This is a genomic window from Kribbella sp. NPDC049584, assembly GCF_040675555.1.
In the GTDB taxonomy this organism is placed as follows: Bacteria; Actinomycetota; Actinomycetes; order Propionibacteriales; family Kribbellaceae; genus Kribbella.
Genome location: NZ_JBFAPF010000014.1, coordinates 208,385 through 221,544 on the forward strand (window position 1 = coordinate 208,385; position 13,160 = coordinate 221,544).

Sequence of the window (13,160 nt, forward strand, 5' to 3'; positions counted from 1 at the left end):
GAAGCGATAGGGTCGATCTGCCGGTGTCACAGTCCGTTGTGCACCGGTTACGATGGCTCTTCAGTTCTGGGCGCAGCGCGGATGGGAATTTCATGGCTGAATCGCAGGATGCCGACGTCGACCCGCGGATGTACGAGCAGCTGAAGCTCGACCGGCCGCACGGCGCTCGGGTGTACGACTACTTCCTGGGCGGGAAGGACAACTTCGCGATCGACCGGCAGGCCGCCGAGCACCTGCTCCAGGCGTTCCCCGGCTTCCGCACGGCCGCCCTGTCGAACCGGATGTGGATGCACCGCGCGGCGAAGTACGCCGCCGAACAGGGCATCACCCAGTTCCTCGACATCGGCACCGGGATCCCGACCGAGCCGAACCTGCACGAGGTCGTCCAGAAGATCATCCCGTCCGCGCATGTGGTCTACGCCGACAACGACCCGATCGTGCTCGCGCACTCCCGGGCCTTGCTGGTCAGCGACCCGGCGGGCAAGACGGCGTACCTCGAGGCCGACGTCACGGACCCGCAGGCGATCCTGCAGTCCGACGAGGTCAAGGAGCTGATCGACTTCAGCAAGCCGGTCGCGCTCAGCATCGTCGGCGTCTTCCACTACCTGCCCGACGCACTGAAGCCGTACGACCTGGTTCGCCAGCTCGTCGAGCCGCTCGCCTCGGGATCGCTGCTGATCTTCTCGCACTGCACCCCGGACTTCGCGCCGGAGCTGTGGGAGCGGGCGATGGTGGTCTACAAGGCCGACGGCGGTGACGCGCAGGTCCGCTCGAAGGAAGAGGTCACCCGCTTCTTCGAGGGCACCGAGCTGATCGAGCCGGGCGTCGTGTCGCCGTTCCGGTGGTATCCGGACGAGGAGACGCAGCGTCTGGTCGACAAGGGCGAGTTCACCGACATCATGTGCAGCCTGTGGGTCGGAGTCGGCCGCAAGCCCTGACGGATGGACCGTAGCGGGTACCCGCACCACCTCGCGATCACGCTGCGGTGGAAGGACAACGACGTCTACGGGCACGTCAACAATGTCGAGTACTACAGCTTCTTCGACACCGTGATCAACGACTTCCTGATCCGGTCGGGTGGTCTCGACATTCACGGCGGTGACGTGATCGGGCTCTGCGTGGATTCGCAGTGCACGTTCAAGCAACCGCTGGAGTTCCCGGGCGTCGTGGATGCGGCGTTGCGGTGCGGGCAGCTCGGCAATTCCAGCGTGCGGTACGAGATCGCCTTGTTCCGTGAGGGATCGGACGAGCCGGCCGCGACCGGGCGGTTCGTGCACGTCTTCGTGGCGCGCGAGGATCGCCGCCCGGTGCCGGTCCCCGATCGCATCCGCGCCGCACTCGAAGGGATCACAGGATGATCGTGCGCGGCGCCGTACTGCGGGAGATGGGCCTGCCGGCGCCGTACGCGTCGTCGCGTCCGTTGCGGATCGAAGACGTGGAGCTGGCACCGCCCGGTCCGGGCGAACTGCTCGTCCGGATCCGCGCGGCCGGTCTGTGCCACTCGGACCTCTCGGTCATCGACGGCTCCCGCCCACGCGTGATGCCGATGCTCCTCGGTCACGAGGCGACCGGTGAAGTCGTCGTGTCCGAGGCTCGCGGCTTCGCGCCGGGTGATGTCATCGCCTGCGCGTTCGTTCCCGCCTGCGGGTCCTGCGGCCCGTGCGCCGAGGGCCGACCGGCGTTGTGCGAGCCCGGCGCCGCTGCAAACACTGCCGGCGCCCTCTTGGGTGGCACCCGCCGCCTCACCAGCCCGCACGGCTCGTCGATCGGCGGCTCGGCCACCGCCGACCTGCACCACCACCTGGGCGTGTCCGGGTTCGCGGATCATGCGGTGATCTCGGCGCATTCGGCCGTGAAGATCGACCCGTCTCTCCCTCCCGAGATCGCCGCTCTCTTCGGGTGCGCAGTCATGACCGGCGTCGGCGCAGTGGTGAACACAGCACAGGTCCGCGCGGGCCGCAGCGCGGTCGTCTTCGGCCTCGGCGGCGTCGGACTGTCAGCACTGCTCGGCGCTGTCCTGGTCGGAGCACACCCGATCGTCGCCGTGGACGTCGTGCCGGCCAAGCTCTCGTTGGCGCTCGATCTCGGCGCAACCGCCGTCGTCGACGCTCGCGATGCCGACGCGGTGGAGGAGGTGCGACAAGCCACCGCTGGTGGTGCCGACTACGCCTTCGAAACCGTGGGCAGCGCCAGGGTGCTCGAGCAGGCGTACGCCGCCACGAGACGTGGCGGGACCACGGTCACGGTCGGCCTGCCGCATCCTTCGCAGTCGTTCAGCGTTCCGGCCGTGAGCCTCGTCGCGGAGGAACGGACGGTGAAGGGCTCGTACCTCGGCTCGTCGATCCCGTCCCGCGACATCCCGCGGTACGTCGCCCTGTACCGGGCCGGTCGGCTCCCGGTCGACCGGCTGCTGACCGCGACCGTCGGGCTCGACGACCTCAACCAGGCCTTCGACGACCTGGCCGCCGGTACGTCGATCCGTCAGGTATTGCTGTTCTGAAGGTTCTCCGCAGCCTTCTGGAAGGTCTCTTCGTTGCGGTCGCGCGCCTCGCTCGTGTAGTTGTCACCGAAGAAGTCGGCGGTCGGGACCGGACGGATCTCCAGCTCGCCGTCCGTGCGGCCGTCGGCCGCCACGCAGCGCCAGCCCCACTCGATCGCTTCCTCCCGGGACGCCACCTCGATCAGGCAGAAACCGGCGATCAGCTCCTTGGTCTCGGCGAACGGGCCGTCGATCACCCGGCGCTGCTTGTCGTCGTCGAACCCGAGCCGGAAACCCATCGAGCTCGGCAGCAGTCCGTCACCTGCCAGCAGGACGCCCTTCTCGGCCATCTCCGCCATCACCAGACCCATCGCGGTCAGGCTCTCCTGGCTCGGCAGCTCACCCGCCTCGGACTCCTCGCTGGCCTTGAAAATCATCATGTAGCGCATCTGAGGGCCCTCCCAAGTCGGCGTTAAATCCCGAGACGAATCTATACAGCGAAGGGGAGCTTCGGGCAGGCTACGCACAGTGCGTGCCCACGCACGAGATGTGAGGCCGCCCCGCGGAGTCCCTGAGGAGGACCCCAAGCATGCTCACCCGCCCCCGCCGGATCGGTGCCCTCGCCGTAGCCGGTGCAGTTGTCTTCGGAGCCGTCGCAGTCGTCGTCAGCAACCAGGCCGACGCCCAGCAGCCAGTTCCTCTTCCCATCGACCAGTTGCTCGGCCAGGACCTGCAAGGCAGGTCCGCGCTCGGCCGGGTCCAGTCCCGGCTCGCCGAGGTCGCCGACCAGAACAAGCTGTCCACCGACCACCTGCGGCAGATTCTCGCGACGGACAGAACCGCCTGGCTCGACCACGGCGGCAAGCTGTTCTACCGCGAGCCCGTCGCGACCGCGGCCGAGCGGAAGTCCGCCGCCGCCCCGTCCCCACGCTGGGCTCGTGCCGCGGTCGCTGCCGCGACGGGTCCGGCCTTCGAGCTCCACAGCAAGCCGGGCTCGAACCGGGTCATCTACCTGGACTTCGACGGCCAGACGATCACCGGTACGGCGTGGAACACCGGCGGCAAGCCGGCCACCGTCAACGTCACGCCGTACGACACCGACGGGAACCCCAACAGCTGGAGTACCGCCGAGCAGGACGTCGTACGTGATGTGTGGGCCCGGGTCGCCGAGGACTACGCGCCGTTCGACGTGGACGTGACCACTCAGGAGCCGACCGCCGCGGCGATCGACCGGACCGGGTCCTCCGACCAGCAGTACGGCACACGTGTGCTGATCGACCCGACCACCTGGTACCAGTCCGGCTGCGGTTGCGGCGGGGTCGCGTACGTCGGCGTGTACGACAACACGAGCCAGCACTCCTACTACCAACCCGCGCTCGTGTTCACGAAGGGCGTCGGCACCGGCGCGAAGAACATCGCGGAGGCCGCGTCGCACGAAGCCGGTCACAACGTCGGGCTGTCCCACGACGGCACGGCGTCTGTCGGGTACTACGCCGGCCACGGTTCCTGGGCGCCGATCATGGGCGTCGGCTACTCCAAGGCGATCAGCCAGTGGAGCAAGGGCGAGTACACCGGCGCCAACAACAAGGAAGACGACTTCGCGGTGATCGGCCAGAACGGGCTGGCGCTGCGGGCCGACGACCACGGCAACGGTACGTCGGACGCCACTGCGTTGACGCTCGGAACCAGCGTGAAGGGCATCTACGCGAACGACTCGGATGTCGACACCTTCCGGATCGACCTGGCGGCTGGCACGTTCACGTTCGCCGCCTCGGCGGCTGCTTCCGGTGCGGACCTGGACATCAAGCTCCAGTTGCTGAACTCGTCCGGCGCGGTCGTCGCGACCGCTGACCCGGCATCCGGCCAGTCCAACGCGGCCACGCCGACCGGTCTGAGCGCGAGCATCAGCCGCCAGGTCACGGCAGGCCGCTACTACCTGCGGATCGAGAACACCGGGTACGGCAACCCGCTGAACACCGGCTACTCGACGTACGGCAGTCGCGGCGCCTACTCGGTCCGCGTCACCGCGAGCTGACACCCGAACCACCCGGGGCCGTCGATCCCACCGAGATCGACGGCCCCGGGTTCTGGGGGGAACCGCCGCCCAAACCGGGGGGAATCCTGTGAGGAGGATTCCGAGTGACCAGATTCCGCCGTACCGGTGCGCTCGCGTGTGCCGGTGCTCTTGTTCTTGGAGGGTTGGCTGTCGCCGCAGGCACCCAGGCCGATGCGCAGCAGACACCTGTCGATCAGCTGCTGTCGCAGCCGTTGGCGGGTGGTGCCGCGCTCGGCAGGCTTCAGTCGAGACTCGCGGACGTTGCCGACCACAACCGGATGCCTGTGGACAAGTTGCGGCAGATCCTTGCCACCGACAAGACCGCGTGGCTCGATGCCGACAGCAAGTTGTTCTTCCGCGAGCCTGGTCTGACCACTGCCCAGAAGGCTCCCGAGGCGTCGCCCCGGTGGGCGCGCACCGCCGTAGCCGGCGCGACCGGCCCGGCGTTCGAGCTGCACAGCAAGCCCGGCTCGAACCGCGTGCTCTACCTCGACTTCGACGGCCACACCATCACCGGTACGGCGTGGAACGCGTCGAAGGGCATCGACCCGGTGAACGTGTCGGCGTACGACACCGATGGCGACCCGGCGAACTACAGCACCGCCGAGCAGGACGTGGTCCACGAGGTGTGGGCCCGCGTGGCCGAGGACTACTCGACGTTCGACGTCGACGTGACGACACAGGAGCCGCCGCAGTCCGCCATCGACCGATCTGGTGCGTCCGACGAGCAGTACGGCACCCGCGTGCTGATCGACCCGGACACCTGGTACCAGTCGGGCTGTGGTTGCGGCGGGGTCGCATACGTCGGCGTGTATGACAGCACGAGCCAGCACGACTACTACCAGCCGGCACTGGTGTTCACGAAGGGCGTCGGCACCGGTGCGAAGAACCTCGCCGAGGCCGCGTCGCACGAGGCCGGTCACAACGTCGGGCTTTCGCACGACGGTACGTCGACGGTCGGGTACTACCAGGGCCATGGCGCCTGGGCCCCGATCATGGGAGTCGGGTACTACCGCGGCATCAGTCAGTGGAGCAAGGGCGAGTATGCCGACGCGAACAACAAGGAAGACGACTACGCGGTCGTCGGCACACACGGCCTGGCTCTGCGCGCCGACGAGGCCGGTGGCACGACTGACGACGCCGCCGCGCTGACCGTCGGTACGCCAGTGTCCGGGATCATCGCAGCGGAGGACGACACCGACGTCTATCGCGTCGACGTGAGTGCCGCGGGCAACTACACGGCAACGGCGAATCCGGCTCCGACCGGTGGCAACCTCGACATGAAGCTGGACCTCCTGGACGGCTCCGGCACGGTCGTAGCCTCGAACGACCCGGCTTCCGGACAGAGCGACGCCGGTACGCCGACGGGTCTCGGCGCGAGCGTTAGCGGCACCCTCCAGCCGGGTAGGTACTACCTGCGGATCGACAACGTCGGCTACGGCGACCCGCTCAACACCGGCTACTCGACGTACGGCAGTCGCGGCGCGTACACCCTCAACATTTCGCCCTCCTGATCCCTGGGGCTGGTCGGTCTCTGGCGGGCTGACCAGCCCCAGGCCGGGCTCAGGGCCCGTCTGGTCCTACGCCGGAATCAGATGGTGGACGGCGAGCTGCGCCAGCGCCGCCGCTTGATCGGTGAGGACGGCGTCGTCGAACCGCACGATGCTCGAATGGTTCGACGGCGCCTCCTCCGCGGAGACGTCGTCCGGTCGCGCGCCGACCATCACGAACGTGCCGGGCATCTCCTTCAGCACCATCGAGAAGTCCTCGGCCCCCATCAACGGGTTCTCCAGGTCCTGAACCCGGTCCTCCCCGAACAGGCCGGTGAGGATCCGCGAGGTCTCCGCCGTACGAGCGGCATCGTTCACGGTCACCGGGTACTGCGGGTTGAGCCGCGCGTCGACCGTGCAGCCGTGCGCGGCCGCGATCCGCTCGGCCAGCGCCGGCAGCTCGCGCGTCAACTGCTCGAGCGTTGCATCCGACAACGTCCGCACGGTCGCGCCGAGGCGGGCCGCGTTGGGGATGACGTTGATCGCGACGCCGGCCTCTAGCTGCGTCACGGTGATGACCACGGGATCGAACACGTTCACCCGCCGGGTCGCGTACGTCTGCAGCGCGAGCACCAACTCCGCCACCACCGGCACCGGATCGACTGTCCGGTCCGGCATCGACCCGTGCCCACCCTTGCCTCGTACCGTGATGTGCAGCTGGTTCGAGCTGGCCATCATGGTGCCGGGACGCATCTGGAACACGCCCTTCCCGGCCTGCGCCCAGACATGCAGCGCGTACGCCGCGATCGGCAAGTCACCTGTCGCCTGCAACAAACCTTCGCGCAGCATGTACCCCGCTCCGCCGAGGCCCTCCTCACCCGGCTGGAACATGAAGATCACGTTGCCCCGCAGCTCCTCGCGATGAGCGCTGAGCAACTGGGCCGCTCCGACCAGACCCGCGGTGTGCAGGTCGTGGCCGCAGGCATGCATGTTCCCGTTCTCCGCCGCGTACTCGAGGCCGGTCTCCTCGACCACCGGCAAGGCATCCATATCGCCGCGCAACAAAACCGTCGGCCCGGGCGCACCGCCTCGCAGTACCGCCACCACCGAGGTCAGCTCTTTCCCGGCCGTCACCTCCAGGGGCAAGCCACCAATGGCGTCGAGCACCAACGCCTGAGTCCCCGGCAGCTGCAACCCGACCTCAGGCGAGCGATGCAAAGCCCGCCGCAACTCCACCAACCCAGCACCGATCCCCGCGCCCTCACCAACAAACTCCACCAAACGCCTCCGCTCACCACCCAACCCACCCGAACCCCCGCCACCGTACCCACCCCACCTCGACAACCACCCGCCCCCGTCCCCGCCGATTCCCGCCCCGGTCCCAGCCGAGCGTTCGGGACAGTGCCCGCCGATCACGACCCGGAGCTTGTCCTCCGCATTCACCACCGGCGTCCGCAGGATCACCTACCGGGGTGCAGGTCATCCATGGCGTTCACGACAGCGTTCATGGGCGTGAGAGGTCAGTGCGGTGGCGGGTCGGCCTCGGGATGGGGGCAGGTGGGCGGATTGGCTGCGGGGTGCGGATGGGGGTGTGAGGCCGGACAGGGCTGCTTCCTGGGGGGATGGGGTGCGGTGGCTTGGGACTGGTGGTGGGAGGGTGCAGGCGTTGGCGTGGGTCGGGGTGCCGTCGGCGTGGATCGGGCTGAACGTGTAGGCGGACTCGGCGGACTGGATCTCCTGGTTGAGGTAGTCGAGGAGTTGGTCGGCGGTCGAGATGGACTTGGCGGCGGCGAAGCCGGGTGCGGTGAGCTCGTAGGCGTCGAGGTGGTCGAGACCGGCGCGAAGGATGGACTCCAAACGGGATCGGGTGTCGGCGCCGACCGGCTCCAGCTCGGGGAGGCGAGTGGAGTTGTAGACGAGCGTGACGAGCAAGGGGAGTTGACCGGCTGCAGTCTGGCGGTTGAGGAGATCGACGACTTCGCCACGGGGCAGGTCGTTGCGGGACTCCAGGTCGCTGGTGAGTTTGCGGACGGCGGGGACGAACGCGGCGTAGTATCCACCGGCCTGGACGGATTCGATGCCGGGGGCAACTTTGTCGACACCCAGTCGACGGATGTAGTCGTCTAGGTGATCCTGCGCCCAGGCTTCGGTGACGCCCTCCTCGAGTTCGCGGCTGCCGGGTTTGGTGAACGCCTCGCGGGCGGCTTCCTGCGTTGATCCCGACGGGCCGAGGAAGTGGGCGTGTTCGTGGAGCACCGTGGCCAGGGACTCGCGATACCGGACAAGGCTGGCGGTCGGTTGCTGCTCGCCGGCATGCTCATACAGCTGACGCAGCGGATCGAGGATGGTTTCGCCGTCGAGGTACAGGGTGCCGTCCCAATGCGCGAGCCCGAGGACGGCGCCGGTGGACTCGATGATGCGACCGTTCCACGCGGATTGGTCGGCCGAGGCGAGAGCACGTGCGGTCTCGCCACTTGCCGCCAGCAGCTCGTCGACTGAACTGCAGGTCATGAGCGGAACGCGATCGCCAGACGGACGAGGGAGTCGGCTGTCCGGCGGAAGCGGGCTTGGTCGCGCGGGTCGTCGGCCTGCGCCGCGAGGCGGCCGAACTCGGTGATGAGCCAGTCGGCCCGGGCCCGCCGCTCGGCAATGGTCGCTGCAGCAGCCTGCTCGTGATCAGGGGTTGAGCCGAGCGTCGTACCGGATGGGTGCTCCATGAGATGTCCTCCCGAGGTGTGAAGTCGGCGGAGAACATACGGAGATCGGCCGCGAAAGCAGCGGCCGATTCTGAAACTGTGGATAACTAGAAGAGCGTTGGCGGTTCGGTTGCGACCGGCTCGGGGAGCGGGGCGAGCTCGGGGACGGCGGCGGCGACGGTCGCGTAGAAGTGGCGCGCGAGGTTCAGCGCCTCGACGTTGTCGGGGGTGTGCAGGAAGATCGTCGGCGATCGGCCCTCGGAGAGCCAGTGCACGACCAGGCCGACGAGATATCCCCAGCCGTCGATGGTCTCGGTCACCGAGTCGCGGCCGATGTAGCGAACGATCGGGTACGCGGTCAGGGCTCGGGTACGACGGGCCACGCGCGGCTTCTTCATCCACGCATCACGCTCCGCCAGGCTGGTCGGGCGCTGGGCGAAAAGCGTCCCGGTGTCGAACGGGATCCACTCGGCGTCGACGCGGGCGAGTACACGCTCGAGGTTGGCGGCGGCTTCCGGCTCGTCGAAGAACGAGCGATGGCGGACCTCGACGGCGTACCGGAAGTCGCGGGGCACCTGGTGGAGGAAGGCGGCGAGCGCGCCGAGATCGGTGGGGGAGAACGCGGCCGGCAGTTGGATCCACACGGCGTGGTTGCGCGGACCGAGCGGCTCGATCGCGTCGAGGAAGTTGCGGAACTCGGCCTCGACGTTCGTGAGCCGTCGCTCGTGCGTGATCACCTGCGGCAGCTTCACCACGAAGCGGAAATCAGCCGGCGTCTGAGCGGCCCAGTTCTCCACCGACGCCCGCGACGGCGTGCCGTAGAACGTCGTGTTGCTCTCGACCGCGTTGCACCAGGACGCATACGCCCGCAGCTTGTCCCGAGAAGGTTGCGGCCACGCAGGATGCGTCCACTGCGCACACCCGACATGCAACCTCATAGCACCCGCACATACTGCCGACCGACGTGCACCAGCGAGAAGCCGTCGGGGTCGCGGTAGGAGCGGATCTTGGTCATCCGGGGACATGATGGCACGCGGCCCCCGCACCCGGAACCGGGTGCCGGGGCGCGTGTTATCGCGGTTAGCGGTCGACCTCGCCGCGGATGAACTTTTCCACGAGGTCGCGGCAGACGTCGTCGGCGTACTGCTCCGGCGGGGACTTCATGAAGTACGACGAGGCGGACAGGATCGGGCCGCCGATGCCGCGGTCCTTGGCGATCTTCACCGCGCGGATCGCGTCGATGATGATGCCGGCCGAGTTCGGCGAGTCCCAGACCTCGAGCTTGTACTCCAGCGACAGCGGTACGTCGCCGAAGTTGCGGCCCTCGAGCCGGATGAACGCCCACTTGCGGTCGTCCAGCCAGGCCACGTAGTCCGACGGGCCGATGTGCACGTTGCGGGGCTCGATCTCCTCGCGCAGCTGGGACGTGACCGACTGGGTCTTGCTGATCTTCTTGGACTCCAGCCGCTCGCGCTCGAGCATGTTCTTGAAGTCCATGTTGCCGCCGACGTTCAGCTGGTACGTCCGGTCCACGGTGACGCCGCGATCCTCGAACAGCTTGGTCAGCACGCGGTGCGTGATGGTCGCGCCGATCTGCGACTTGATGTCGTCGCCGACGATCGGCACGCCGGCCGCGGTGAACTTGTCCGCCCACTCCTTGGTGCCGGCGATGAACACCGGCAGCGCGTTCACGAACGCGACGCCCGCGTCGATAGCGCACTGCGCGTAGAACTTGGCAGCCTGCTCCGAACCGACGGGCAGGTAGCAGACCAGTACGTCGACCTGAGCCTCGCGCAGCGCCGCGACCACGTCGACCGGGTCGGCGTCGGACTCGGTGATGGTCTCGCGGTAGTACTTGCCGAGGCCGTCGAGGGTGTGACCGCGCTGGACGGTGACGCCGGTCGGCGGCACGTCGCAGATCTTGATCGTGTTGTTCTCGCTGGCGCCGATCGCGTCGGCGAGGTCCAGGCCGACCTTCTTGCCGTCGACGTCGAAGGCGGCGACGAACTCCACGTCGCGGACGTGGTAGTCGCCGAACTGGACGTGCATCAGACCGGGGACGCGCTCCTCGGGCTTCGCGTCACGGTAGTAGTGCACGCCCTGGACGAGCGAGCTGGCGCAGTTGCCGACACCGACGATCGCTACGCGGATCGAGGTCATCTGGAATCTCCTTGGGTAGGCGGTTGGTGCTGTTCAGGGGGCCGCTGTTGCCGCCGCTCGCCGTCGATCAGCTCGTTCAGCCAGCGGACCTCGCGCTCGGCCGACTCCAGGCCGTGCCGTTGCAGCTCGAGGGTGTAGGTATCGACCCGCTCCGCCGTCCGGCTCATCGCCGCCCGGAAGTTGGCCAGCCGCTCCTCCATCCGGGCCCTGCGGCCCTCGAGGATGCGCAACCGGGTGGCCGGATCGGTCCGGCCGAAGAACGAGAAGCGGACGCCGAACGTGTCGTCCTCCCAGGCCGACGGACCGGCCTCGTGCATCGCCTGCGCGAAGTAGTCCTTGCCGTCGGCGGTGATCGTGTAGACGATCTTCGGCCGGCGACCCGACTCCGGTGTCCCGGGGTCGGCCGTGATCAGGCCGTTGCGGAGCATCGCCTTCAGGCACGGGTACAACGAACCGAACGACAGCACGCGTCCCCAGCCGAACTGGGCGTTGACGCGCTTGCGGAGCTCGTAACCGTGCATCGGCGCTTCGTGCAGCAGACCGAGTACGGCGAGCTCCAGGACCCCACTGCGGTTTCCCATGAGCCACCTCCCTCGGTCTAGTTTGTCATGACCTGATGTATCGGTTCGATACATCGCTCCGCCACTGTAAGCAGAGCGCTGGCCTGTGGACAACTCTTGACAAAGGCGACCTTTGTCACCCACGGCAAGAAACCTGTTACGTCAGACGCCGATCCGCGTTAATCGAGTGACACTCAGAGTCGCGGTATCGGAGCGGAGGGTCATGGCCGACAGCCATGGGAAGCACGCCAGGTCCGAGGTCGAAGCCGACGTCGGGCTTGCGCGGCTGGCACTGCGGTTCACCGCGTTCACGGAGAAGTGGCTGCCGGACGCGTTCGGGTTCGTCCTGGTCGGCACCTTCGTGGTGCTGCTGTTCGGCCTCGTCACCGGAGAGCCGCTGCTGAAACGCCCGGACGACCCGGCCGCGACCAAGGGTTTCGGGATGGTCGATGCCTGGGGCATCGGATTCTGGTCGCTGATCACGTTCACCCTGCAGATGGCGATGATCATCATCGGCGGGTACGCCGTCGCGACCAGCGGACCGGTCGCCCGCCTGATCACCCGGCTGGCGCGGATCCCGAAGAACCCGCGGAGCGCCGTCGCGTTCGTCGCCGCGATCGCGATGCTGGCGTCGTACCTGAACTGGGCCTTCAGCCTGATCTTCGCGGCGATCCTGGCTCGCGAGGTCGCACGCAACGTGCCGAAGGCCGATTACCGCGCGCTCGGAGCGATGGCGTTCCTCGGCCTCGGGACTGTGTGGGCGCAAGGGCTGTCCGGCTCGGCCGCGCTCCAGGTGGCGAGTGCGAGCAGCAGTCCGCCGCCGGTGCAAGACGTGATCAAGGCCAGTGGGCACGCCAGCGGTCTGATCCCGCTCAGCGACACCATCTTCACCTGGCAGGCGATCGTCGCGACGTTGATCGTGTACGTCGTCGGCGTCGCGATGGCGTGGTTCATCGCACCGGGTGAAGGCAATTCGCGGACGGCGGAGCATCTGGGCATCGAGCTCAAACCGCTGATCGGCCGCGGGTCGCCGTACAACGGTCAGCGTCAAGAGGCACGTAGGCCTGGTGACTGGCTCGAGCATTCACCGCTGTTCAGTCTGCTGATCGTTCTGCTCGGCGCGGTCTATCTGGTCCGCTACTTCAGCGGGAAGAGCTTCTTCAACGCGCTCGACCTCAACACCGTCAACCTGATCCTGTTCCTGCTCGCCCTGCTCCTGCACTGGCGGCCTTGGCGGATGGCTCGCGCAGTACGCGACGGTGCCCCGGCGGCAGCCGGCGTACTGCTCCAATTCCCCTTGTACGGCGGCATCTTCGGCATGATCGCGTACACCGGGATCTCCGGGCGGCTGGCCGGCTGGTTGGTCCAGGCAAGCAACCAGTTCCTGTTCCCGCCGCTGGTCGCGATCTACTCGTGTGTCCTCGGCATCTTCGTGCCGAGCGGTGGGAGCAAGTGGGTGATCGAGGCGCCGTACGTGCTGCAGGCGGCGAACGAGCTGAAGGTCGACGCGGGCTGGATGGTCGTGGTGTACGACCTCGGCGAGGCGAGCGCCAACCTGTTGCAGCCGTTCTGGATGCTGCCGACGCTCGCGATCCTGGGACTGAAGGCGCGCGACATCATGGGCTACACGTTCACGATGTTCCTGGCCTGCTTCCCGGCCGCCCTGGTCGCCGTGACCCTGCTGGCACCCCACGTGACCTCGTGAGAGGCGCGTCACAA

The 13,160-nt window shown here is 67.8% G+C and carries 13 protein-coding genes; 6 read left to right on the forward strand and 7 right to left on the reverse strand.

The window, feature by feature from the left end:
- The first annotated feature begins 92 nt into the window (after positions 1 to 92).
- Genes AB0J62_RS36575 through AB0J62_RS36585 form a run of 3 tightly spaced genes read left to right on the forward strand, consistent with a single transcriptional unit; the run spans position 93 to position 2,500 of the window.
- A complete protein-coding gene (locus AB0J62_RS36575; protein ID WP_363881434.1) occupies positions 93 to 938 on the forward strand; it encodes an SAM-dependent methyltransferase in 846 nt (281 codons plus the stop codon).
- A gap of 3 nt (positions 939 to 941) precedes the next feature.
- Complete coding sequence (locus AB0J62_RS36580; protein WP_363881436.1) at positions 942 to 1,358, forward strand: thioesterase family protein; 417 nt, start codon at positions 942 to 944, stop codon at positions 1,356 to 1,358.
- Positions 1,355 to 2,500 carry a zinc-dependent alcohol dehydrogenase family protein gene (locus AB0J62_RS36585; RefSeq protein ID WP_363881438.1) on the forward strand — a complete coding sequence of 382 codons (1,146 nt, stop codon included), beginning with the start codon at positions 1,355 to 1,357 and terminating at the stop codon, positions 2,498 to 2,500. Before AB0J62_RS36580 ends, AB0J62_RS36585 begins: the two co-directional genes overlap by 4 nt.
- Here AB0J62_RS36585 and AB0J62_RS36590 read toward each other — a convergent pair.
- Positions 2,482 to 2,919 carry a YciI family protein gene (locus AB0J62_RS36590; RefSeq protein WP_363881440.1) on the reverse strand — a complete coding sequence of 146 codons (438 nt, stop codon included), beginning with the start codon at positions 2,917 to 2,919 and terminating at the stop codon, positions 2,482 to 2,484. The two genes, AB0J62_RS36585 and AB0J62_RS36590, sit on opposite strands and share 19 nt — an antisense overlap.
- Positions 2,920 to 3,068: 149 nt before the next feature.
- Here AB0J62_RS36590 and AB0J62_RS36595 point away from each other — a divergent pair, with 149 nt between their 5' ends.
- Positions 3,069 to 4,514, forward strand: a complete 1,446-nt coding sequence (locus AB0J62_RS36595) for a M12 family metallo-peptidase (protein ID WP_363881442.1) — start codon at positions 3,069 to 3,071, stop codon at positions 4,512 to 4,514.
- A gap of 104 nt (positions 4,515 to 4,618) precedes the next feature.
- On the forward strand, positions 4,619 to 6,049 hold the full coding sequence (locus AB0J62_RS36600; protein ID WP_363881444.1) for a pre-peptidase C-terminal domain-containing protein: 1,431 nt from the start codon (positions 4,619 to 4,621) through the stop codon (positions 6,047 to 6,049).
- Positions 6,050 to 6,115: 66 nt separating this feature from the next.
- On the opposite strand, the gene AB0J62_RS36605 is transcribed toward AB0J62_RS36600, so the two are convergent.
- From AB0J62_RS36605 to AB0J62_RS36630, 6 genes are all read right to left on the reverse strand, one after another.
- Positions 6,116 to 7,303 (reverse strand): M20 family metallopeptidase, encoded by a 1,188-nt coding sequence (locus AB0J62_RS36605; RefSeq protein WP_363881446.1) that lies wholly within the window; start codon positions 7,301 to 7,303, stop codon positions 6,116 to 6,118.
- A 201-nt stretch (positions 7,304 to 7,504) separates the two neighbouring features.
- On the reverse strand, positions 7,505 to 8,536 hold the full coding sequence (locus AB0J62_RS36610) for a hypothetical protein (protein WP_363881448.1): 1,032 nt from the start codon (positions 8,534 to 8,536) through the stop codon (positions 7,505 to 7,507).
- Entirely contained in the window at positions 8,533 to 8,742 is a 210-nt protein-coding gene (locus AB0J62_RS36615) for a hypothetical protein (RefSeq protein ID WP_134106502.1), read from the reverse strand. The genes AB0J62_RS36610 and AB0J62_RS36615 overlap by 4 nt, the downstream gene beginning before the upstream one ends.
- Positions 8,743 to 8,828: 86 nt before the next feature.
- Positions 8,829 to 9,659: a DUF72 domain-containing protein gene (locus AB0J62_RS36620; RefSeq protein ID WP_363881451.1), complete on the reverse strand. Its 831-nt coding sequence runs from the start codon at positions 9,657 to 9,659 to the stop codon at positions 8,829 to 8,831.
- 142 nt (positions 9,660 to 9,801) lie between these two features.
- Complete coding sequence (locus AB0J62_RS36625) at positions 9,802 to 10,881, reverse strand: inositol-3-phosphate synthase (RefSeq protein WP_363881453.1); 1,080 nt, start codon at positions 10,879 to 10,881, stop codon at positions 9,802 to 9,804.
- Positions 10,878 to 11,462 (reverse strand): PadR family transcriptional regulator, encoded by a 585-nt coding sequence (locus AB0J62_RS36630; protein WP_363881455.1) that lies wholly within the window; start codon positions 11,460 to 11,462, stop codon positions 10,878 to 10,880. The genes AB0J62_RS36625 and AB0J62_RS36630 overlap by 4 nt, the downstream gene beginning before the upstream one ends.
- A 202-nt stretch (positions 11,463 to 11,664) precedes the next feature.
- Between AB0J62_RS36630 and AB0J62_RS36635 the strand changes: the two genes are divergently transcribed.
- On the forward strand, positions 11,665 to 13,146 hold the full coding sequence (locus AB0J62_RS36635; protein ID WP_363881457.1) for a TIGR00366 family protein: 1,482 nt from the start codon (positions 11,665 to 11,667) through the stop codon (positions 13,144 to 13,146).
- Positions 13,147 to 13,160 lie beyond the last annotated feature (14 nt).

Bases quoted from the DNA above. Each gene is read 5' to 3' on its own strand.
- AB0J62_RS36580 (WP_363881436.1), top strand. From the start codon at position 942: ATGGACCGTAGCGGGTACCCGCACCACCTCGCGATCACGCTGCGGTGG.
- AB0J62_RS36635 (WP_363881457.1), top strand. From the start codon at position 11,665: ATGGCCGACAGCCATGGGAAGCACGCCAGGTCCGAGGTCGAAGCCGAC.
- AB0J62_RS36620 (WP_363881451.1), bottom strand. From the start codon at position 9,659: ATGAGGTTGCATGTCGGGTGTGCGCAGTGGACGCATCCTGCGTGGCCG.
- AB0J62_RS36585 (WP_363881438.1), top strand. From the start codon at position 1,355: ATGATCGTGCGCGGCGCCGTACTGCGGGAGATGGGCCTGCCGGCGCCG.
- AB0J62_RS36610 (WP_363881448.1), bottom strand. From the start codon at position 8,536: ATGACCTGCAGTTCAGTCGACGAGCTGCTGGCGGCAAGTGGCGAGACC.
- AB0J62_RS36575 (WP_363881434.1), top strand. From the start codon at position 93: ATGGCTGAATCGCAGGATGCCGACGTCGACCCGCGGATGTACGAGCAG.
- AB0J62_RS36625 (WP_363881453.1), bottom strand. From the start codon at position 10,881: ATGACCTCGATCCGCGTAGCGATCGTCGGTGTCGGCAACTGCGCCAGC.
- AB0J62_RS36590 (WP_363881440.1), bottom strand. From the start codon at position 2,919: ATGATGATTTTCAAGGCCAGCGAGGAGTCCGAGGCGGGTGAGCTGCCG.
- AB0J62_RS36615 (WP_134106502.1), bottom strand. From the start codon at position 8,742: ATGGAGCACCCATCCGGTACGACGCTCGGCTCAACCCCTGATCACGAG.
- AB0J62_RS36630 (WP_363881455.1), bottom strand. From the start codon at position 11,462: ATGGGAAACCGCAGTGGGGTCCTGGAGCTCGCCGTACTCGGTCTGCTG.
- AB0J62_RS36595 (WP_363881442.1), top strand. From the start codon at position 3,069: ATGCTCACCCGCCCCCGCCGGATCGGTGCCCTCGCCGTAGCCGGTGCA.